General features: G+C 64.3%; 19 protein-coding genes. 9 read left to right on the forward strand and 10 right to left on the reverse strand.

Annotated features, from left to right (window positions below; all coding sequences use genetic code 11):
• Positions 1–39: 39 nt before the first annotated feature.
• Positions 40–1056 carry an ATP-binding protein gene (locus AC0L3B_RS24275; RefSeq protein WP_018458021.1) on the reverse strand — a complete coding sequence of 339 codons (1017 nt, stop codon included), beginning with the start codon at positions 1054–1056 and terminating at the stop codon, positions 40–42.
• Between the two features lie 180 nt (positions 1057–1236).
• Between AC0L3B_RS24275 and yajC the strand changes: the two genes are divergently transcribed.
• From yajC to AC0L3B_RS24305, 6 genes are read left to right on the forward strand one after another with little or no spacing between them, the layout of a single operon-like run.
• Positions 1237–1602: a preprotein translocase subunit YajC gene (gene yajC, locus AC0L3B_RS24280; protein ID WP_007610701.1), complete on the forward strand. Its 366-nt coding sequence runs from the start codon at positions 1237–1239 to the stop codon at positions 1600–1602.
• A 59-nt stretch (positions 1603–1661) separates the two neighbouring features.
• A complete protein-coding gene (gene secD, locus AC0L3B_RS24285) occupies positions 1662–3266 on the forward strand; it encodes a protein translocase subunit SecD (RefSeq protein WP_018458020.1) in 1605 nt (534 codons plus the stop codon).
• Between the two features lie 10 nt (positions 3267–3276).
• On the forward strand, positions 3277–4296 hold the full coding sequence (secF, locus tag AC0L3B_RS24290) for a protein translocase subunit SecF (RefSeq protein WP_018458019.1): 1020 nt from the start codon (positions 3277–3279) through the stop codon (positions 4294–4296).
• A 60-nt stretch (positions 4297–4356) separates the two neighbouring features.
• A complete protein-coding gene (locus AC0L3B_RS24295) occupies positions 4357–4740 on the forward strand; it encodes an Mth938-like domain-containing protein (RefSeq protein WP_018458018.1) in 384 nt (127 codons plus the stop codon).
• On the forward strand, positions 4737–5600 hold the full coding sequence (locus tag AC0L3B_RS24300; protein WP_018458017.1) for a phytoene/squalene synthase family protein: 864 nt from the start codon (positions 4737–4739) through the stop codon (positions 5598–5600). Before AC0L3B_RS24295 ends, AC0L3B_RS24300 begins: the two co-directional genes overlap by 4 nt.
• Positions 5601–5645: 45 nt before the next feature.
• Entirely contained in the window at positions 5646–6890 is a 1245-nt protein-coding gene (locus AC0L3B_RS24305) for a threonine ammonia-lyase (RefSeq protein WP_473381136.1), read from the forward strand.
• 16 nt (positions 6891–6906) lie between these two features.
• Here the strand turns inward: AC0L3B_RS24305 and AC0L3B_RS24310 are convergent, their stop codons facing one another.
• From AC0L3B_RS24310 to AC0L3B_RS24330, 5 genes are all read right to left on the reverse strand, one after another.
• Complete coding sequence (locus AC0L3B_RS24310; protein ID WP_473381137.1) at positions 6907–8085, reverse strand: aminotransferase class V-fold PLP-dependent enzyme; 1179 nt, start codon at positions 8083–8085, stop codon at positions 6907–6909.
• Positions 8086–8163: 78 nt separating this feature from the next.
• On the reverse strand, positions 8164–8742 hold the full coding sequence (locus tag AC0L3B_RS24315) for a CAP domain-containing protein (protein ID WP_247392817.1): 579 nt from the start codon (positions 8740–8742) through the stop codon (positions 8164–8166).
• An 84-nt stretch (positions 8743–8826) separates the two neighbouring features.
• Positions 8827–9921: a serine/threonine protein kinase gene (locus AC0L3B_RS24320; protein ID WP_085384637.1), complete on the reverse strand. Its 1095-nt coding sequence runs from the start codon at positions 9919–9921 to the stop codon at positions 8827–8829.
• A gap of 7 nt (positions 9922–9928) precedes the next feature.
• Positions 9929–11356: a methylenetetrahydrofolate--tRNA-(uracil(54)-C(5))-methyltransferase (FADH(2)-oxidizing) TrmFO gene (gene trmFO, locus AC0L3B_RS24325; RefSeq protein WP_085353185.1), complete on the reverse strand. Its 1428-nt coding sequence runs from the start codon at positions 11354–11356 to the stop codon at positions 9929–9931.
• A gap of 126 nt (positions 11357–11482) precedes the next feature.
• Positions 11483–11635: a DUF1127 domain-containing protein gene (locus AC0L3B_RS24330; protein ID WP_018458011.1), complete on the reverse strand. Its 153-nt coding sequence runs from the start codon at positions 11633–11635 to the stop codon at positions 11483–11485.
• Positions 11636–12251: 616 nt separating this feature from the next.
• Between AC0L3B_RS24330 and AC0L3B_RS24335 the strand changes: the two genes are divergently transcribed.
• The gene (locus tag AC0L3B_RS24335) at positions 12252–12578 is read left to right on the forward strand and encodes a hypothetical protein (protein ID WP_018458010.1); all 327 of its coding nucleotides are present in this window, start codon (positions 12252–12254) and stop codon (positions 12576–12578) included.
• A gap of 76 nt (positions 12579–12654) precedes the next feature.
• On the opposite strand, the gene AC0L3B_RS24340 is transcribed toward AC0L3B_RS24335, so the two are convergent.
• Together AC0L3B_RS24340 and AC0L3B_RS24345 are read right to left on the reverse strand one after the other, a co-directional pair.
• Complete coding sequence (locus AC0L3B_RS24340; RefSeq protein WP_018458009.1) at positions 12655–13479, reverse strand: lytic murein transglycosylase; 825 nt, start codon at positions 13477–13479, stop codon at positions 12655–12657.
• Positions 13480–13609: 130 nt separating this feature from the next.
• Entirely contained in the window at positions 13610–14518 is a 909-nt protein-coding gene (locus AC0L3B_RS24345) for a DUF2189 domain-containing protein (protein WP_026233481.1), read from the reverse strand.
• A gap of 334 nt (positions 14519–14852) precedes the next feature.
• On the opposite strand from AC0L3B_RS24345, the gene AC0L3B_RS24350 reads away from it, so the two are divergent.
• Positions 14853–15236, forward strand: a complete 384-nt coding sequence (locus tag AC0L3B_RS24350) for a DUF3597 domain-containing protein (RefSeq protein ID WP_085384623.1) — start codon at positions 14853–14855, stop codon at positions 15234–15236.
• Between the two features lie 53 nt (positions 15237–15289).
• On the opposite strand, the gene AC0L3B_RS24355 is transcribed toward AC0L3B_RS24350, so the two are convergent.
• Together AC0L3B_RS24355 and AC0L3B_RS24360 are read right to left on the reverse strand one after the other, a co-directional pair.
• A complete protein-coding gene (locus tag AC0L3B_RS24355; protein ID WP_018458006.1) occupies positions 15290–15565 on the reverse strand; it encodes a GNAT family N-acetyltransferase in 276 nt (91 codons plus the stop codon).
• Between the two features lie 248 nt (positions 15566–15813).
• Complete coding sequence (locus tag AC0L3B_RS24360) at positions 15814–16170, reverse strand: hypothetical protein (protein ID WP_018458005.1); 357 nt, start codon at positions 16168–16170, stop codon at positions 15814–15816.
• Between the two features lie 179 nt (positions 16171–16349).
• Between AC0L3B_RS24360 and AC0L3B_RS24365 the strand changes: the two genes are divergently transcribed.
• Entirely contained in the window at positions 16350–17957 is a 1608-nt protein-coding gene (locus AC0L3B_RS24365; protein WP_473381138.1) for an acyl-CoA synthetase, read from the forward strand.
• Positions 17958–17966 lie beyond the last annotated feature (9 nt).

Genomic DNA, 17966 nt, shown 5'->3' on the forward strand with positions numbered 1-17966 from the left:
CGCGGGCGATGACAGTTTTGGGTTGGGCTATGACTGTGGCTACGTCGCCGCCAGCTTGACGCCGAGCCGTCCCGCAAGCTCCTGGACGAACTGCCAGGCGACACGGCCCGAGCGCGAGCCGCGCGTCGTCGACCATTCAAGTGCCTCGCGTTCCAGGGCGTCATCGTCGATCTTCACGCCGAAATGGCTGCAATAGCCCCGCACCATGGCGAGATATTCGTCCTGGCTGCACCGGTGGAAGCCGAGCCAGAGACCGAAGCGATCCGACAGCGAGACCTTCTCCTCGACGGCTTCGCCGGGATTGATCGCGGTCGAGCGCTCGTTCTCGATCATCTCGCGCGCCAGCAGATGGCGGCGGTTGGAGGTGGCGTAGAGGATGACGTTCTCCGGCCGCCCCTCGATGCCGCCTTCGAGCACCGCCTTGAGCGATTTGTAGGACGCATCATTGCCGTCGAACGAGAGGTCGTCACAGAACACGATGAAACGGAAGGATGAGGCGCGAAGCTGTTCCATGAGGGCGGGCAGGCTCTCAATGTCCTCGCGATGAATCTCGATCAGCTTCAGTCTGTCGGCCGGTTTGCGCTCCGCGTTGATGCTGGCATGCGCCGCCTTCACCAGCGACGACTTGCCCATGCCGCGCGCGCCCCAGAGCAGCGCGTTGTTGGCGGGCAATCCGTTGGCGAAACGCTCGGTGTTCTCCATCAGGATGTCGCGCATCCGGTCGACGCCCTTGAGCAGGAACATTTCGACGCGGCTGACCCGCGGCACCGCCGCAAGGCGGCCGTCCGGGTGCCAGACGAAAGCATCCGCCTGCTTGAACGACTCGCGTTCGGCGGCGGGCTTGCCTTGCGCGGAGAGGTGCGCCGCAATCGTCTCCAGCGCGCGAACGATGCGCTGCTGGGAGACGTTTTGGTTCGTCTTGGACGTCGTCTTGGAAATCGTCTTGGAAGCCGCCTTGAGGGCCACCTTGGGACGTTTTGCCGCGACGCCGGCTGCCTTCGCGGCAGGGGTGCGAGGGCCTTTGCCGGCCGGGCTTTTGCTTGGTTTTTGGGGCATGTCCGAAGTTCCTGAGAATGCAGCCTTATCGGGCCTGTGCGCGCGCCGCAAGGTGGCTAAAAGGGCGGTCTGGCAGCGTTGCAATTGGGGCAATGGCCGCTATAGTCCGCGCGGATTTGACCGAACCGGTCGCCATTTGGGCCTGACCGGTTTTCCCCCGTTCTCACGAGGATCGTCCGAATGCTGATTACCCCTGCGTATGCCCAGGCTGCGGGCGCCGGCGACACCAGCGGCATGCTGATGTCTCTGCTGCCGTTCGCCCTGATCTTCGTGATCATGTACTTCCTGATTCTGCGTCCGCAGCAGAAGAAGGTCCGTGACCACGCCGACCTGGTGAAGAACATCCGCCGCGGCGACACCGTCGTGACCTCGGGCGGTCTCGTCGGCAAGGTCACCAAGGTTGTCGACGACGACCAGATCGAGTTCGAGATCGCCGATGGCGTGCGCGTGCGGCAGATGCGCTCGATGGTCTCCGGCGTACGCGCCAAGGGCGAGCCGGCCAAGGAATCCAAGGAAAGCGCCAAGGAAGACGCCGCGTCGAAGTGAGTGCTTCCGCGAGTCTCTCAAGTTTTCCTGCAAATCTCCTGATCTGACAGGTCCAGTCGATGTTGTATTTCACGCGGTGGAAGGCGCTCGGGATTATCCTGACGGCGCTGATCGTGTGCCTCTGCGCGGTCCCGAACTTCTTCCCCGAAGCGCAGGTCAAGACCTGGCCCGCCTGGGCGCAGCGTCGGCTCGTGCTCGGCCTCGATCTTCAAGGCGGCTCCTATCTGCTGCTCGAGGTCGACGGCAACTATGTGAAGAAGGAAAGGCTCGACCAGGTCCGCGACGATGTTCGCCGGACGCTGCGCGATGCGAAGATCGGCTTCACCGGCGGCGTCACCGTGCGCAACGACGCGGCCGAGGTTAGGATCACCAAGGAATCGGACCTGCAGCCTGCGCTCGCCAAGCTGCGCGAGCTGTCCCAGCCGCTGGGCGGACTGGTCGGATCCAGCGGTCAGCGCGACCTGGATGTGACTGACGCCGGCGGCGGCGTGATCCGCCTTACGATCCCGCAGGCCGCGATGCTCGACCGCATGCGCAAGACGATCGAGCAGTCGATCCAGATCGTCGAACGCCGCGTCAACGAGCTCGGCACCGTCGAGCCTGTCATCCAGCGCCAGGGTAACGACCGCATCCTGGTGCAGGTCCCCGGCCTCCAGGACCCGACTCGTCTGAAGGAATTGCTGGGCAAGACCGCGAAGATGGAATTCCGCATGGTCGATACGTCGGTGCCGCCCGATCAGGCGCAGCAAGGACGTTTGCCGCCGGAATCCGAGCTTCTGATGAGCGCGTCACCGCCGCCCACACCCTATGTGGTCAAGAAGCAGGTGCTGGTCGCCGGCGGCGACCTGACCGATGCCCAAGCGAGCTTCGACCAGCGCACCAGCGAACCCGTCGTGAGTTTCAAGTTCAATACGTCGGGCGCGCGCAAGTTCTCGCAGGCCACGCAAGAGAACGTCGGGCTGCCTTTTGCGATCGTGCTCGACAACAAGGTCATCTCGGCTCCCGTGATCCGCGAGCCCATCACCGGCGGACAAGGCCAGATCTCGGGCAGTTTCACGGTGCAATCGGCCAACGATCTCGCGATCCTGCTGCGCGCCGGCGCGCTGCCGGCACCGCTCACGGTGGTCGAGGAGCGCACCGTCGGTCCGGGCCTCGGCCAGGACTCGATCGAAAAGGGCGAGCTCGCCGCCTATGTCGGCTCGATCTTGGTCATCATCTTCATGCTCTTGACCTACCGGCTGTTCGGCGTGTTCGCCAACATCGCGGTGGCCATCAACGTCGCCATGATCTTCGGCCTGTTGTCGCTTCTCAACGCCACGCTGACGCTGCCCGGCATCGCGGGCATCGTGCTCACCGTCGGTATCGCGGTCGATTCCAACGTGCTGATCTACGAGCGCATCCGCGAGGAGTTGCGTGGCGGCCGCAACGCGATCTCGGCGATCGACGCCGGCTTCAAGCGGGCGCTTGCGACCATCCTCGATTCCAACATCACCACTTTTATTGCCGCCGCGGTGCTGTTCTACATCGGTACCGGTCCGGTGCGCGGCTTCGCCGTGACGCTCGGAATCGGCATCATCACCACGGTGTTCACCGCTTTCACCCTGACCCGGCTGATCGTGGCCTGGTGGGTGCGGTGGAAGCGGCCGCAGAGCGTGCCGATCTAGGAGCCTGATCGTGAATCACACTGTTCTCATCGGGCTCGGCGTCCTCATTGCCATTCTCACCGTGGTTGCGGCATTCGGCTGGCTGCCGTCGCTGCGCATCGTCCCCGACGATACCCATTTCGACTTCACGCGTTTTCGCCGGATCAGCTTCCCGATCTCGGCGGCGTTGTCGATCGTCGCGATCACGCTGTTCTTCACCCATGGACTGAATTTCGGCATCGACTTCCGCGGCGGCACCCTACTGGAGGTGCAGGCCAAGTCCGGCACCGCCGATATTGCGGCGATGCGTACGACGTTGGATGCCCTGCGTCTGGGCGAAGTCCAGTTGCAGCAATTCGGCGGCCCCGCCGATGTCCTGATCCGTGTCGCGGAGCAGCCGGGCGGCGACGCCGCCCAGCAGGAGGCCGTGCAGAAGGTCCGCACCGCGCTTGGCGATTCCGTCGACTATCGCCGCGTCGAGGTGGTGGGACCGCGCGTATCGGGCGAATTGCTCGCCTACGGCATGCTCGGCCTGATGCTGGCGATCGTCTCGATCCTGATCTACCTCTGGTTCCGATTCGAGTGGCAGTTCGCGCTTGGCGCCATGATCGCCAACGTGCACGACATCGTGCTCACGATCGGGTTCATGTCGATCAGTCAGGTCGATTTCGACCTGACCAGCATCGCGGCGCTTCTGACGATTTTGGGCTATTCGCTCAACGACACCGTCGTCATCTACGACCGCATCCGTGAAATGCTGCGGCGCTACAAGAAGATGCCGATGCCGCAGCTCCTCAACGAATCAATCAACTCGACGCTGTCGCGCTCGATCATCACCCATTTCACTGTGACGCTGGCGCTGCTGGCCCTGCTGCTGTTCGGCGGCCATGCCATCCACAGCTTCACCGCGGTCATGATGTTCGGCGTGGTGCTGGTCGGCACCTATACCTCGATCTTCATTGCGGCCCCGATCCTGATCTATCTCGGCGTCGGCGAGCATCGCGAGGATGCGGTCGATAAGGCTACGCCGGCGAAGAAAAGCAAGGCATGATCCGAACCGCATGCCCTCGCAGGAGTTTGGGAGGGCAGTAAGCTCATTCGGACGAAGCTCATGGCCGGCGATCCCAACGCACCGCATTTCCCCCGCTCGGCGCCGATCGAAGCCTATGGCAAGGGCGGCTTTGCCTTTGCCGGCATGTCGCATCGGGGATCGCTGCTTTGCCTGCCCGACGCGATCTGGGCCTGGGACATAACGGACCCTGCAAAGATCGACCGCTATTCGCTGGATCGAGTCTTCAAGTCTGCCAACAGCATCGACACGCTCCTGGTCGGCACCGGAACCGGGGTCTGGCTGCCGCCGCCGGAACTGCGCCAGGCGCTCAAAGCGGCGAGGGTGGTGCTGGATGCGATGCAGACCGGTCCCGCCGTGCGTACCTACAACATCATGATGGGCGAACGGCGGCGCGTCGCGGCCGCGCTGATCGCCGTGCCATGAGTGGCTCCGCGCCGCCGCCGGATTCTGCTGCGTTCTGTGCTGACCTCGTGCGCAGCCACGACTTTCCGCACTATGCCGCGACCCTGTTCGCGCCCGCTGCCGAGCGCCGCGGGCTGCTGGCGCTCTATGCCTTCAATGTCGAGATCGTCCGCGTCCGCGATCAGGTGAGCCAGCCCTTGCCCGGTGAAATCCGCCTGCAATGGTGGACCGACATGCTGTCGGGCCAAGTCCATGGCAGTGCCGAGGGCAATCCGGTGGCGGCGGAGCTGCTCCGCGCAATCCGTGATTTCGACCTGCCGGTCGAGCCGCTGTCGCTGCTCGCCGACGAGCATCAATTCGATCTCTACAACGACCCAATGCCAACAATGGCGGCGCTGGAGGGCTACCTCGCGGCGACCTCATCGGCGCTGTTCGATCTCGCCGCCCGGATCATGGGACCACCGTCGGCGGCGGCCGAGCATCTCGCCCGCCATGCCGGGCTGGCGCAGGGCATCGTACAGGTCATCGCCAATCTGCCGCGCGATGCGGCGCGCCGGCAATTGTTCCTGCCGCAGCAGGTGCTGGCGAGCCACGATTGCGACGTGGAAGACGTGTTCGCCGGAAAGGAGACGCCAAACTTGCGCGCCGCGCTGGGCCAACTCTCGGGCGAGGCGCAGCAACATTTGACGACGGCCTTGTCGCTGCTGGTGGAGGTGCCGGCATCAGTGCGTCCAACGTTCCTTCCGCTCGGACAAGCGCGGGCCGACCTCAAGCGCCTGTCGCAACCCGGGCGCAATCCATTTACGCCGCAACCGTCATCGCGGCTGCGTACGCTGTGGACGCTGTGGCGGGCTTCACGTTCGCGGGAATTTACCAAATAGCGGTTGGCTTATCGCCGGAGCCGGGCAAATGCTCTATGCTGTCCTATGGCTGAGTTGTCCCAAACCATATCTTCCGATCTGGGCGGCCTTCCGGTCGTACCGGCCGACATCCATGCCGCCGCCGAGACGATCCGCGGCGCCGTCGTCGAGACGCCCTGTAGCTACAGCCGCACGCTGAGCAATATCTGCGGCTGCGACATCTGGCTGAAATTCGAGAACCTCCAGTTCACGTCCTCGTTCAAGGAGCGCGGCGCGCTCAACCGCCTCAAGGCGCTGACGCCGGAGGAGCGCGCGCGGGGCGTCGTCGCGATGTCGGCGGGTAACCACGCGCAGGGCGTCGCCTATCACGCCAAGCGGCTCGGCATTCCCGCCACTATCGTCATGCCGGTCGGCACGCCCATGGTGAAGGTCGAGAACACCAGGCATCACGGCGCCGAGGTGGTGGTGACGGGCGCCACGCTGGAGGAGGCGGCCGCGTATGCGCGCAGCCACGGCGAAGTCCATGGCATGATCTTCGTCCATCCCTATGACGATCCGCTTGTCATCGCAGGGCAGGGCACGGTCGGGCTGGAAATACTCGAGGCCGTGCCGGAGCTCGATACGCTGGTCGTCCCGATCGGCGGCGGTGGCCTGATCAGCGGGATCGCCATTGCCGCGAAATCGATCAAGCCGTCGCTGCGGATCCTCGGCGTCGAGGCCTGGCTCTACCCCTCGATGTACAATGCCATCCATGACGGCAATTTGCCGGCACGTGGCGACACACTCGCGGAAGGCATCGCGGTGAAGTCGCCCGGCAAGATCACGACCGAAATCGTCCGCCGCCTTGTCGACGACATTGCGCTCGTCAACGAAGCCGAGCTCGAGCGCGCGGTGGCGACCCTGATCTCGATCGAGAAGACGGTCGTCGAAGGCGCCGGTGCCGCTGGCCTCGCCGCGCTGATGTCCGACCCGTCCCGTTTCGCCGGTCAGAAGGTCGGGCTGGTGCTGAGCGGGGGCAATATTGACACACGTCTGATCGCATCGGTCCTGACCCGCGAGTTGGCGCGCGAGGGGCGGCTCACCCAATTGTCGCTCGACATTCCCGACAGGCCCGGCCAATTGGCTGCGGTCGCGGCACTGCTGGCCGAGGCCGGCGCCAACATCATCGAGGTCTCGCACCAGCGCACGTTCTCGGATCTTCCGGCCAAGGCGACGTTGCTGCAATTGGTGATTGAAACCCGCGACAGCGCCCATCTCGACGAGGTCATGGCGAGGCTTGGCGCATCCGGATTGAGTGCGCGCTGTACCTGAGCGTGCATGATCGCCGCTATCGCCGCGTCAAACCCGCCAAATGGGCGATCAGCCGATCGATCTCCGCGTCCGTATTGTAGTAGTGCGGGGAGGCGCGTACCACCGGCGGCAGCGAGCGGATTTCGGCATCGATGCGCGTGCTCGACGGATCTGAGGCACCGATCGTGATGCCGGCTGCGGCCGCGTCGCTGACGACCGCTTCCGCCTCGTACCCTTCCACCGTGAAGCTGACGATGGCTCCCGGAGTGCGTCCGAGGTCGCGAACTCTGATGCCGCGAATGGATGCAAGGCCGCCCCGGAGGCGGTCCGCCAGCATGCGGCAACGCCGCTCGATCGGGCCGATCCCGATATCGAGGGCATAGTCGACAGCCGCGCCGAGCCCAAGCCGGGCTGCGTAGTTGTTCTCCCAGGTCTCAAAACGGCGCGCATCGTCACGCAGCCGAAAAGCGTCCCGGGAGACCCAGGGTGCGGCGAAGTGATCGATCATTGGCGGTTCGAGCCGCTGCAGCATTTTTCGGCCGACGTAGAGAAAGCCGGTGCCGCGCGGGCCGCGGAGGAATTTACGCCCGGTCCCCGACAACATGTCACAGCCGATGGCCTCGACGTCGACCACCATCTGTCCGACTGCCTGGCAGGCGTCGAGCAGATAGGGGATGCCGTGCGCCCGCGCTATCTTGCCGACGGCTGCAGCCGGATTGACCAGCCCGCCATTGGTCGGAACCCAGGTGATCGCAATCAGCTTCACGCGCTCATCGATCATGCGTTCGAGCGCGTCGACGTCGAGCTCGCCGCTGGCATCGCTCGGCACGACGTCGATCGCGACGCCTGTTCGGTTGGCGACCTGAAGAAAGGCGACATAGTTGGCCGCGTACTCCGCCTCGGCGGTCAGGATCCGGTCGCCCTTGCTGAATGGAAGCGCGTAGAAAGCCATCTGCCAGGCAACCGTCGCGTTCTCCATGAGGGCGATCTCATCGGGCGCGGCGTTCAGGAGGCGGGCGACCGAGCCGTAAACGGATTCAAGTCGGCGCGCCTCGCGGTCGGCGGCGGCATAGCCTCCGATCTCGCTCTCCAGATCGATGTGTTCCTTCATCGCCGCAACAACCGGCGCCGGCATCAGCGCTGCGCCCGCGTTGTGGAGATAGGCGAGCCGAGAGGCAGCCGGCGTGTCGCGACGAATTCGGTCGATATCCATCATCCATGCCTCCGCGTCTCGCGATCCTCGTGCATGGATTAAACGCGTCGAGGGATGCGGACAAGATGGCCAAGCTTGGTCTCAGATGCAAAGGCCGAGCAGCTTGATGTGGCAGCCGCTGGATTTTGGCTTGCTGGCGGGCGCAGCCTCGCGCTTCACCGCAACCAGCGGCTCCCCGTCTTTCTTGCCTTTGCCTTTGCCCTTCGCCTCGTAGTCGCCGGCGATCACCATTGCCCAATAGGTGCGCTTGCCGCTAGCGTTTTTCGCGCTCGCGATCCCGACGCGGGAAGCGTTGTGCAGCAGCAGATTCTTGCGGTGTCCCGACGAGTCGATCCACTGTCCGAGGGTCTTCTCGAAATTGTCGTAGCCGTAGGCGATGTTCTCGGCGGCGCGGCCTGCGCCGGCCGGTGCGACCCGGCGGTTGAACGGGCCGAGGGCGTCGTGACTGAGGTCGTCCTTCGTCGCCATCGCGCGCGCCTGGTCCATGGCGATGCGGTCGAGGGTCGAATCGCGGACGACGCGGACCTCACCATGCTTGAGGCGGAAGCTCGAGATCAGCTCGGCGGGGGACTCGGCCATTGCGGACGTGGTGGCGAGCAGCAGAAGGCTAGCGATCAGGCCGCCAACCACACGATGCATCATGTACCCCCGAGTGCCCATGACCCCGCCAAGTCCCCCCACCAAGTTCGAATTATCGGATCGCTTCTCTATCGCCAATGTGGACGCTTCAAGGCGTGATCCACGTTAGCTCGCCGGCAGGTCGGCCTCGAAATTGAAGCGGTCGCGCAGGTTCTTGCGCTGCTCCAGGATGTCCTTGAGGAAAGCACGGTCCTGGTCGTTCTTCATCATCGGCTCGATCAGGTCGAGCTGGTTCATGGCGACCAGTTGCAGGATCTCCGTGCGCGGCTTGCCGTCCGGATTGCGTGGCAGTGCGTGCACGACCTGGATGTGTTCCGGCGGCTTTGGCCCCTTGGCAGCGGTGAGCTCGTTGCGCAATTGGCCTTCGAGCGCGGCCTGATCGGCTTCGACGAAGGCATAGAGGCCGACACCGGAGCGGCGGTCGGCAAAGGCGACGATGGCGGTGTCGCGCACGGCGGGGTTCTTGCGGATCAATTCTGCCAGCACCGGCGCGTCGTTGACGAGCCTTCGGCCGCCGCCTTCACGGTCGGTGAAGTTGAACAGGCCGCGGGTGATTGCCCGATAGACCTTCTTGCCGGTGGCGAGCCAGAGGCTGGCGGCGAACGACTTCTTCGCCAGGATCTTGCGCTCGCGCGGCGTCAGCGCCTCGGGCGCGTAGGATCGCTTGTGCTTGAGCAGATGCCGGAGATCTTCATAGGCCAGGATCCGGTAAAGCCGGCCGCGACGGTCGAAGCAGGCGGCGAGCTGGAAGTCGGTCACATAGGCGCGACCGTCGCGGCCGACCAGCCAGTTCTGTTCCTTGGCAAGATCGTTGTGGCAGATTCCGGCGCGGCGCAGCCGTCGCAGCGCGGCCTTCGCCGAGCGAAAATAGGCGAGGTCGCCATGCGGTTTCGCCAGATGCAGCGCGACACCATCGACGAAGCTGCGCACCAGCGCGCGGCGTCCGGCCCACAGCAGCTCCGGGCCGACATCGAGTCCCTTAGCGAGTGCCAGCGCATGCTTCTCGCGGGCGAACAGGTGGCGCGCCAAAAGGAATGACCACCACGGCACCTCGTCGAGGCGGCGCAGCACCGCGTCGACCTCGCCGTCATCGTCGCGGAATCGGCCGCGCTCGACGGTCGAGAACACGTCGCGCTTGAGCAGCACGCCCTCGGTCCAGCGCGCCGAGAGTGTTGCGGCGTCGTCTTTGGGAAGGTTCATCGAAAACTCACGCCGCGGCGGCAATGCGCAGGTGATCGGCGATCCAGCGATCGAGATCGGCGAGCGCCAGCGCGCTCATCGCCTGCTTTTTGGCCACCGTCTTCTCGTTCCCGCGCAGCCGGCTTCCGTCGGGCTTCTTCGTCGGTGCGCTGGCGAGCGGCGGGAACAGGCCGAAATTGATGTTCATCGGCTGGAACGAGCGCGTGCCGGGCTCGATGGTCTCGATATGGCCGCCGGTGATGTGGCCGAGCAGGGATCCGAGCGCAGTCGTGACCGGCGGACTCGCAAGCGTCTCGCCGCGCACCTCCGCTGCCGCATAGAGACCGGCAATCAGGCCGACGCTGGCGGATTCCACATAGCCCTCGCAGCCCGTCATCTGGCCGGCAAAGCGCAGCCGCGGCTGCGCGCGCAGGCGCAATTGGCCGTCGAGCAGCTTTGGCGAGTTGAGAAAGGTGTTGCGATGCAGGCCGCCGAGGCGAGCAAATTCGGCCTTCTCCAGCCCCGGAATGGTGCGGAAGATGCGCTGCTGCTCGCCGTATTTCAGTTTCGTCTGGAAGCCGACGATGTTGTAGAGCGTGCCGAGCTTGTTGTCCTGGCGCAGCTGCACGATCGCGTAGGCCTTGGTGGTGGGATCGTGCGGATTGGTGAGGCCGACCGGCTTCATCGGTCCATGGCGGAGAGTCTCGGGGCCGCGTTCCGCCATGACCTCGATTGGCAGACAGCCGTCGAAATAGGGCGTGTTGGTCTCCCATTCCTTGAACTCGGTCTTCTCGCCGGCGACCAGCGCTGCGACGAAGCCGTCATACTGCTCCTTTGTCATCGGGCAGTTGATGTAGTCGGCGCCGGTGCCGCCGGGACCGACCTTGTCGTAGCGTGACTGAAACCAGGCCACCGACATGTCGATGGATTCGCGGTGCACGATCGGCGCGATCGCGTCGAAGAAGGCGAGGGCGTTCTCGTCGGTCAACTCGCGGATCGCATCGGCCAGCGGCGCCGAAGTGAGGGGGCCGGTCGCAACGATGACGTTGCTCCACTCGGCCGGCGGCAGGCCTGCGACCTCACCGCGGGCGATCTCGATCAGCGGATGATCGTTCAGCGCCTTGGTGACGGCCGCCGAGAAGCCGTCGCGGTCCACCGCCAGCGCGCCGCCGGCGGGTACCTGGTTGGCGTCGGCTGCGCGCATGATCAGCGAATCGAGGCGGCGCATCTCGGCATGCAGCAGGCCGACGGCGTTGTTGGCGGCATCGTCCGAGCGGAACGAATTGGAGCAGACGAGCTCGGCAAGCCCATCGGTGCGGTGTGCCTCGGTCATGCGGGTCGGCCGCATCTCGTGCAGCACCACGGGCACGCCGGATTTGGCCACCTGCCAGGCGGCTTCGGAGCCGGCAAGGCCTGCGCCGATCACGTGCACGGTATTTGATTGGGGTCCTGTCATGGGGCGGACAGGTAGCGCTTTTCGGCGATCAGTGGAATCGCCGAGATCGAGTTTTCTGCCTCCGGATGCGACAACGCCCGCACGAGGCGGGCGCTATCGGTCTGTCCGGTTCAGGGCTGAACGATATCAGCCCTGATACTGACCGGCGGCAACGCGCGGGATGTCCGAGCGATCGAGGCCGATATCGGAAAGCTCGCGATCGCTGAGCTGGGACAGCTCGGCAACATTGCGCTGATAGTCCCGGAAAGCTTGGATCATGCGGATGAGCGAGAGCAGCATTGGTAATCTCCTGTAGTTCGATTCAGCTCTTGCCCGAGCCTCATCGTTGAAATGAATATAGGTGAGAGTGGTGCAGTGCGAAAGTTCCGATGCTGCGATGCAGCTAAGCGCTGAATGCATGGCGCTGGTAACGGACGATTAACCCGAAAGCACTCCCGCCCAAAGCGTAGGCGGACAGGGAGCACAGGTCTGAAGTCCCGTGAATTCACGGATTTGCTATGGGCTAGTCGGTTCCGTTCGGAGCGAAATAAGTCGCTTTGCTCTTGTCCGCAAGCGGATCGACTAGCTTCTACAACCAAGTCTCACATGCGAGAATCGCATGATTCTAATGAACTTATACTCATTACTTGGCGCGTGCGTACACTTTTGCCAACTCTCGCCAGCGATTCGCCTGGTTGCAGCGGATCCACATGACGAAGGGCGGCGAGTCAGGACTATCCCGCTTGGTTAGCCACAACCGTCCCCGCTCGCAGTGCACACACGCTGAACGTGTGGCGTTGATTACAAGCGTGTAATGAAAATCAGAAATTTTGCATGCAGCTCTGCGCGCCGCGCAACATCACGCAATTCTCGCGGGGAATTCATTGCGTCAAGTTGCCGCGCCCGGAGGAAGGTGATGTCGCAGATTCCGGCAATGTCGCTGGCTCTGGCCCAAGAACAAGAGAAGGAAGGTAACGTCATGACGAAGTTACTCGGGGTTATCGCAATTGCCGCCGTTGCGTTCGCCGTCACGCCGGCCCAGGCCGCCAAGCACGCCGCCGGCGGCTGCAGCTCGGCCAATCTGGAGAAGACAGAGACCGCGATCGAAAACATGGCCGATGGTGATGGCAAGTTCGTCGCGCAGAAGGAGATCGCGGCCGCGCAGGACTCGCTGCTCAACGGCAAAATGGGTGCGTGCGGCGCGCATCTGAACAAAGCGATGCACGCCACCATGGGCAAATAGGAACTTCAGGAACGCATTAGGAGAGGGCCGGTCGCCGAGCGATCGGCCCTACGCTTTTGTCCTGCAAGCATCTCATCTAAGGGGCGCGCGCGAGCTGGGTGGCGAAATAGGCGACGGTCTTCGAGTAGACCTCGCTCTTGTTCCACTGCTGCAGCACCGCGAAATTCGGACTGCCCGGCTGCCAATCCTTACCCTTCTGCCAGCCATAACCGGCAAGATAGTTCGCGGTGGAGGCGAGCACGTCAGGGGCGTTGTGCAGGAGATCGCGCTTACCATTGCCGTCGAAATCGACGGCGTATTTCATCCATGACGACGGCATGAACTGGGTCTGTCCGAGCTCGCCGGCCCAGGCGCCCTTCATGTCGGCCGGTGCGAGGTCGCCGCGCTGGACAATGCGGAGCGCATCCAACAGCTCGGCGCGAAACTGCTCGGAGCGCCGGCAGTCATAGGCCAGCGTCGCCAGTGAGCGGATGGTCGCGAACTTGCCGGTATTGACGCCGAAATCGGTCTCGAGACCCCAGATCGCGACCAGCACCTCGCCAGGCACGCCGTAGGTCTGCTCGATACGCGACAGCACCGAGCCGTATTGCTTCATCATGTTGGAGCCGCGCGTCAGGCGCGGCGGCACCATGCGGCCGGAAAACTCCTCGAAGGTCTGGCTGAAGACCTTCTGCGAGCGGTCGCGGTTGAGCACGTTCTGATCGAGCGTCACACCGGCGAGCCCGGCGGAAATGGCCTGTTGCGAGACGCCCTTGGCCGCGGCGTCCGTTTTGAAGTCTGCAAGCCACGCGTCGAAATTGCCTGAACCGCAGGCAACAGCGGCGAGCGCTGGCTGAGCGGATAGGATGGACGCGGTGATGGCTAAGGCTGCGAGGGCGAGACGAGAAATCGTCGGGGTCATTCGAGCAAATAAATTCCGTGAAGTGATCTGAACGGCGCGCGCAATCTCGATGGAAACCGCGGCCAAAGCAAGGCGTATGACAGTGCGCGATCCTGCCCGCACCGGGGCAGGATCGCATGTCACGATATCGTCAGGCGTCGGTCCGATTGCGCCAGGGGAAGAGGTTGGCGGGGAAGTCGGCGGCCGGCTTGCGTGCACGATGCGGCGGAGGCGGCACCGGACGCGCGCCCGGATCGGCCGCGATCACCTTGCGGTAGAGATGCCAGGTGGCATGGCCGAGCACGGGGACCACCACGGCAAGGCCGAGGAAGGCCGGAATGGTGCCCAGCGCCAGCAGGACGGCCACGATCAGGCCCCAGGCCGCCATCGGCACCGGGTTCTTCGCGACGACGCGCAGTGACGTCACCATGGCCTCGAACGCGCCGGCATGGCGGTCAAGCATCAGCGGGAACGACACGGCGCTGATGCACAGCGCGGCAAGGGCGAACAGGAAGCCGGTGCCGCAGCCGACCACGATCAGCCACCAGCCTTGCCGGCTCGTGAGCACGCGCGTCAGAAAATCCGAGATCCCGGATGCGCCTTCATAGCCGAAAGCGGCGACATAAATTGCCTGCGCGGTCGCAACCCAGGTCACGAACAGGGCCAGCAGCAGCGCGCCGAGACCGAGCATGGCGCCGAACGAGGGCGAACGCAGCACCTCCATGGCGTCCCAGGCGCTGGCCTCCTCATGGCGCTCGCGCCGGCTGGAGAGCTCGTAGAGACCGAGAGCGGCGAACGGGCCGATTAGCGCGAAGCCTGCGGCCAGTGGGAACAACAACGGCAACACTGAATAGCCCATCACCACGCGGGCGAGCACGAGGCCCAGCACAGGATAGATCACGCAGAGGATGATGGCGTGGCTCGGCACCGCCTTGAAATCGTCCCAGCCGCGCTTGAGCGCATCCTGCAGATCGGAGAGTTGGATGGTTCGGATCACCGGTCCAGCCGCTTCGGCGGTCTGGGCCATGGACGGGACATTGCCCGGGTAGAGTGTGGCCATGGTCGCTAGCTCCCTTGCCATGCGGCCGCATCTGGCGCCAGCAACGGCGCAAGCGGCCGCTATTCTGAGTTTCGCGATCCCCAACCAGACGCGAATTCCGGATGGCATCGCGAACTGAACGTCAACCGTACGCCCATTTGCGAGTCCTGTCCCTCACGCTTGGGTGAGATTCGATGCCGCGGTGCAATCTCTACAGTGTCATTCGGTCGTTATTTCGCCGCAGATAAGCTGATGCTGCGTGCTTGTTCGCGGAACTTTGGCGGGCGCAACGACGCAACTTGGTCTATAAGTGCCACTCAAGGCCCTTCCAGCGGGTCCTTTTCGGGGAGCAGACATGAGCATTTTCGGGAAAATTATGGGCGCGATCTTCGGTAGCCAGCCAGCTTCCGCCGCGCCCGCAGGCAGCGCACCGTCGGGCAGCGCGCCCGCAGGGGCCGCGCCGAGCGGATCCGCGGCGACGGTGGACGTTGCCTCGATCGTCGACGCGGCGGCCGCTGCGCACAAGGGCGAAAAGCTGGAATGGCGCACCTCGATCGTCGATCTGATGAAGGCGCTCGACATCGATTCCAGCCTCGCTGCGCGCAAGGACCTCGCCAAGGAGCTCGGCTACAGCGGCGACACTAACGATTCCGCGACCATGAACGTCTGGCTGCACAAGCAGGTGATGTCCAAGCTCGCCGCCAATGGCGGCAAGCTGCCGCCGGAGATCAAGCACTGACCGATCGCCCGGTCGCAATCCAAGGGCCCGCGATCGCGCGGGCCCTTTTGCATTCAGGCGACGAGATCCGCATCTTCCGGATGCCTGTCGAGATAATCGACGACGAAACCGCAACCGGCAATCACCTTCCTGCCGTCGCGCCGGATCAATTCCAGCGCGCCCTTGACCAGCTCGGAGCCGATGCCGCGGCCGCGCAGCGCGCGCGGCGTCTCGGTGTGGGTGATGATCACCGCCGACGGCGTCAGCCGGTAATTGGCGAAGGCGATTTCGCTGCCGACATCGAGCTCGAAGCGGCTTCTGTCCTTGTTATCCCGTACCGACGGCGCCATGCAAAAATCCTTCCGACATGCTGCTTGCCTCTGATCTAGGCGCCTCAACCGGTCCTTGCCAAGGTGCGAGCAAGAGTGGTTGCCGCAGGGGAGATATCCGGAAACTGCGTGTCCCGCTCAGCCTGGAATTGAAGCCGGGCTTGCCGACGGTGCAGGAGTCGTTATGGAAGCTCGGGGCGTTGTAGCCCCCCGCCGCTTCTCGCAACGCCGGCGTTGGATCTCTTCCTAGGCCTGATCGCCCGGATGCTTCAATCGGTCGCCTTGGCGAGCCTGGAATCCTCCGGCTGCGCCTGCGGGCGCAGGCATCCCTGGCAGATGACGAGGGAACGGTTGACCATGGCGTCCCGTTCCTCCTCGATGCCATCCTTCGCCTGCCACCATTCCTTTGAATAGGGCTGAAGCGCGGCTTGCGACCTGTTGCGCTCGGATCGGGCCGCGCGCACTGGTTCTGAAGCAGCGCGCGGGTGATTGGGATTTTCGCCGGCGCCGTCCCAGGCATAGCGCGCGGGCTTGAAGGCAGGATCGGAGGCGAGGTGCGCTTGTGGGCCCACGGCACATCCGGCAAGCGCCAGCGATAACATGAGGAGGGCGGGCGCTTTGACCATGATGCGGCACTCTGTACGCGAGAACTGAGCGAGGTTGCGCCGATCATGTTTAAAATTTCCTGAACGGTTGGATGGGCTGCGCTGCGCCCGGCAACCTTGCAGGGCTCCTGGCGATGGCGATAAATGGGCTGCAATGAGCGGGCGGCTCGCGTGCCGTCCGCCGCCGAAGAGGAAGCCCGATGCAGCCCCTGCGCATGTCCCGCCGCGTCATGAATCTCGCTCACATGCTGACCCAGAATGCGCGGCGGCATGGGGCGCGTCCCGGTTTCGTCTGGGGCGACAGATCCTGGACCTGGCGCGAGATCGATGCGCAGGTCTCGGCACTGGCAGCCGCTCTCGCGGCGCGCGGGATCGCGAAGGGCGACCGCATCCTCGTTCATTCCAAGAACGGCGATGAGATGTTCTTCTCGATGTTCGCCGCGTTCCGGCTTGGCGCGGTCTGGGTACCCACCAATTTCCGCCTGATGCCGGACGAGGTCGCCTATCTCGCGCAGGCCTCCGGCGCGAAGGCGTTTCTGTGCCATGTCGATTTTCCCGAGCACGCCGCGGCCGTAAGCGGTGGCGCGCTGGAATTCACCTGGAGCATCGACGGTCGGGCGCCGTTTGCCGAGACGTCGGTTGCGGATGCCGTCGCGTCGCGCGCCGGCACGGTGGTCGAGAACGTCGCAGTCGAGCACGACGATCCCTGCTGGTTCTTCTTTACATCGGGCACCACCGGCCGCTCCAAGGCTGCGGTGCTCACCCACGGTCAGATGGGTTTTGTCGTCACCAACCATCTCGCCGATCTCACGCCCGGCGTCACCGAAGCACATGCCTCCCTGGTGGTGGCGCCGCTGTCGCATGGCGCCGGCGTGCATCAGCTGGTGCAGACCGCGCGCGGCGTGTGCACCGTGCTGCTGCCGACGGAGAAATTCGACATTGACCAGGCGTTCCGCCTGATCGAGGCGCATCGCGTCAGCAATCTCTTCGTGGTGCCGACCATTCTGAAGATGATGGTCGAGCATCCCGCCGCCGACAAATACGATCATTCCTCGCTACGCCATGTGATCTATGCGGGTGCGCCGATGTATCGCGAGGACCAGAAGGCTGCGCTGAGGAAGCTCGGCAAGGTGATCGTGCAGTATTTCGGCCTCGGCGAGGTGACCGGCAACATCACCGTGCTGCCGGCAGCGCTGCATGACCCCGAGGACGGGCCGCACGCGAAGATCGGCACCTGTGGCTTCGAGCGTACCGGCATGCAGGTCTCGATCCAGGACGACGAGGGCCGTGAACTCGGCGCCAACCAGAGCGGCGAGATCTGCGTAATCGGCCCCGCGGTGCTGGCCGGCTACTATGACAATCCCGAAGCCAATGCGAAGGCGTTCCGCAACGGCTGGTTCCGCACTGGCGATCTCGGCCACATGGACGAGGAGGGGTTCGTCTACATCACGGGACGAGCCTCCGACATGTACATCTCCGGCGGCTCCAACATCTATCCGCGCGAAATCGAGGAGAAGATCCTGACCCATCCTTGCGTCGGCGAGGTCGCGGTGCTCGGCGTACCCGATGCGACCTGGGGCGAGGTCGGCGTTGCCGTCTGCGTCGCCCGCGAAGGCGCGAAGCCGGTGAGCGAAGCGGAGATGGCGGCATTCCTCAGCCCCAAGGTGCCGCGCTACAAGATGCCGAAGCGGTTCTTCTTTTGGGAGGCCTTGCCGAAATCCGGCTACGGCAAGGTTCCCAAACGGATGGTTCGCGACGAGCTCGAGGCGCGCGGGCTGCTCGATCTCGACAAGACACGGGCGGGCTGAGCGAAGGTC

It is taken from the genome of Bradyrhizobium sp. Kon56, from assembly GCF_055807635.1.

Bases quoted from the DNA above. Each gene is read 5' to 3' on its own strand.
- AC0L3B_RS24275 (WP_018458021.1), bottom strand. From the start codon at position 1,056: ATGCCCCAAAAACCAAGCAAAAGCCCGGCCGGCAAAGGCCCTCGCACC.
- yajC (WP_007610701.1), top strand. From the start codon at position 1,237: ATGCTGATTACCCCTGCGTATGCCCAGGCTGCGGGCGCCGGCGACACC.
- secD (WP_018458020.1), top strand. From the start codon at position 1,662: ATGTTGTATTTCACGCGGTGGAAGGCGCTCGGGATTATCCTGACGGCG.
- AC0L3B_RS24295 (WP_018458018.1), top strand. From the start codon at position 4,357: ATGGCCGGCGATCCCAACGCACCGCATTTCCCCCGCTCGGCGCCGATC.
- AC0L3B_RS24300 (WP_018458017.1), top strand. From the start codon at position 4,737: ATGAGTGGCTCCGCGCCGCCGCCGGATTCTGCTGCGTTCTGTGCTGAC.
- AC0L3B_RS24305 (WP_473381136.1), top strand. From the start codon at position 5,646: ATGGCTGAGTTGTCCCAAACCATATCTTCCGATCTGGGCGGCCTTCCG.
- AC0L3B_RS24310 (WP_473381137.1), bottom strand. From the start codon at position 8,085: ATGATGGATATCGACCGAATTCGTCGCGACACGCCGGCTGCCTCTCGG.
- AC0L3B_RS24315 (WP_247392817.1), bottom strand. From the start codon at position 8,742: ATGGGCACTCGGGGGTACATGATGCATCGTGTGGTTGGCGGCCTGATC.
- AC0L3B_RS24320 (WP_085384637.1), bottom strand. From the start codon at position 9,921: ATGAACCTTCCCAAAGACGACGCCGCAACACTCTCGGCGCGCTGGACC.
- trmFO (WP_085353185.1), bottom strand. From the start codon at position 11,356: ATGACAGGACCCCAATCAAATACCGTGCACGTGATCGGCGCAGGCCTT.
- AC0L3B_RS24330 (WP_018458011.1), bottom strand. From the start codon at position 11,635: ATGCTGCTCTCGCTCATCCGCATGATCCAAGCTTTCCGGGACTATCAG.
- AC0L3B_RS24335 (WP_018458010.1), top strand. From the start codon at position 12,252: ATGTCGCAGATTCCGGCAATGTCGCTGGCTCTGGCCCAAGAACAAGAG.
- AC0L3B_RS24340 (WP_018458009.1), bottom strand. From the start codon at position 13,479: ATGACCCCGACGATTTCTCGTCTCGCCCTCGCAGCCTTAGCCATCACC.
- AC0L3B_RS24345 (WP_026233481.1), bottom strand. From the start codon at position 14,518: ATGGCCACACTCTACCCGGGCAATGTCCCGTCCATGGCCCAGACCGCC.
- AC0L3B_RS24350 (WP_085384623.1), top strand. From the start codon at position 14,853: ATGAGCATTTTCGGGAAAATTATGGGCGCGATCTTCGGTAGCCAGCCA.
- AC0L3B_RS24355 (WP_018458006.1), bottom strand. From the start codon at position 15,565: ATGGCGCCGTCGGTACGGGATAACAAGGACAGAAGCCGCTTCGAGCTC.
- AC0L3B_RS24360 (WP_018458005.1), bottom strand. From the start codon at position 16,170: ATGGTCAAAGCGCCCGCCCTCCTCATGTTATCGCTGGCGCTTGCCGGA.
- AC0L3B_RS24365 (WP_473381138.1), top strand. From the start codon at position 16,350: ATGCAGCCCCTGCGCATGTCCCGCCGCGTCATGAATCTCGCTCACATG.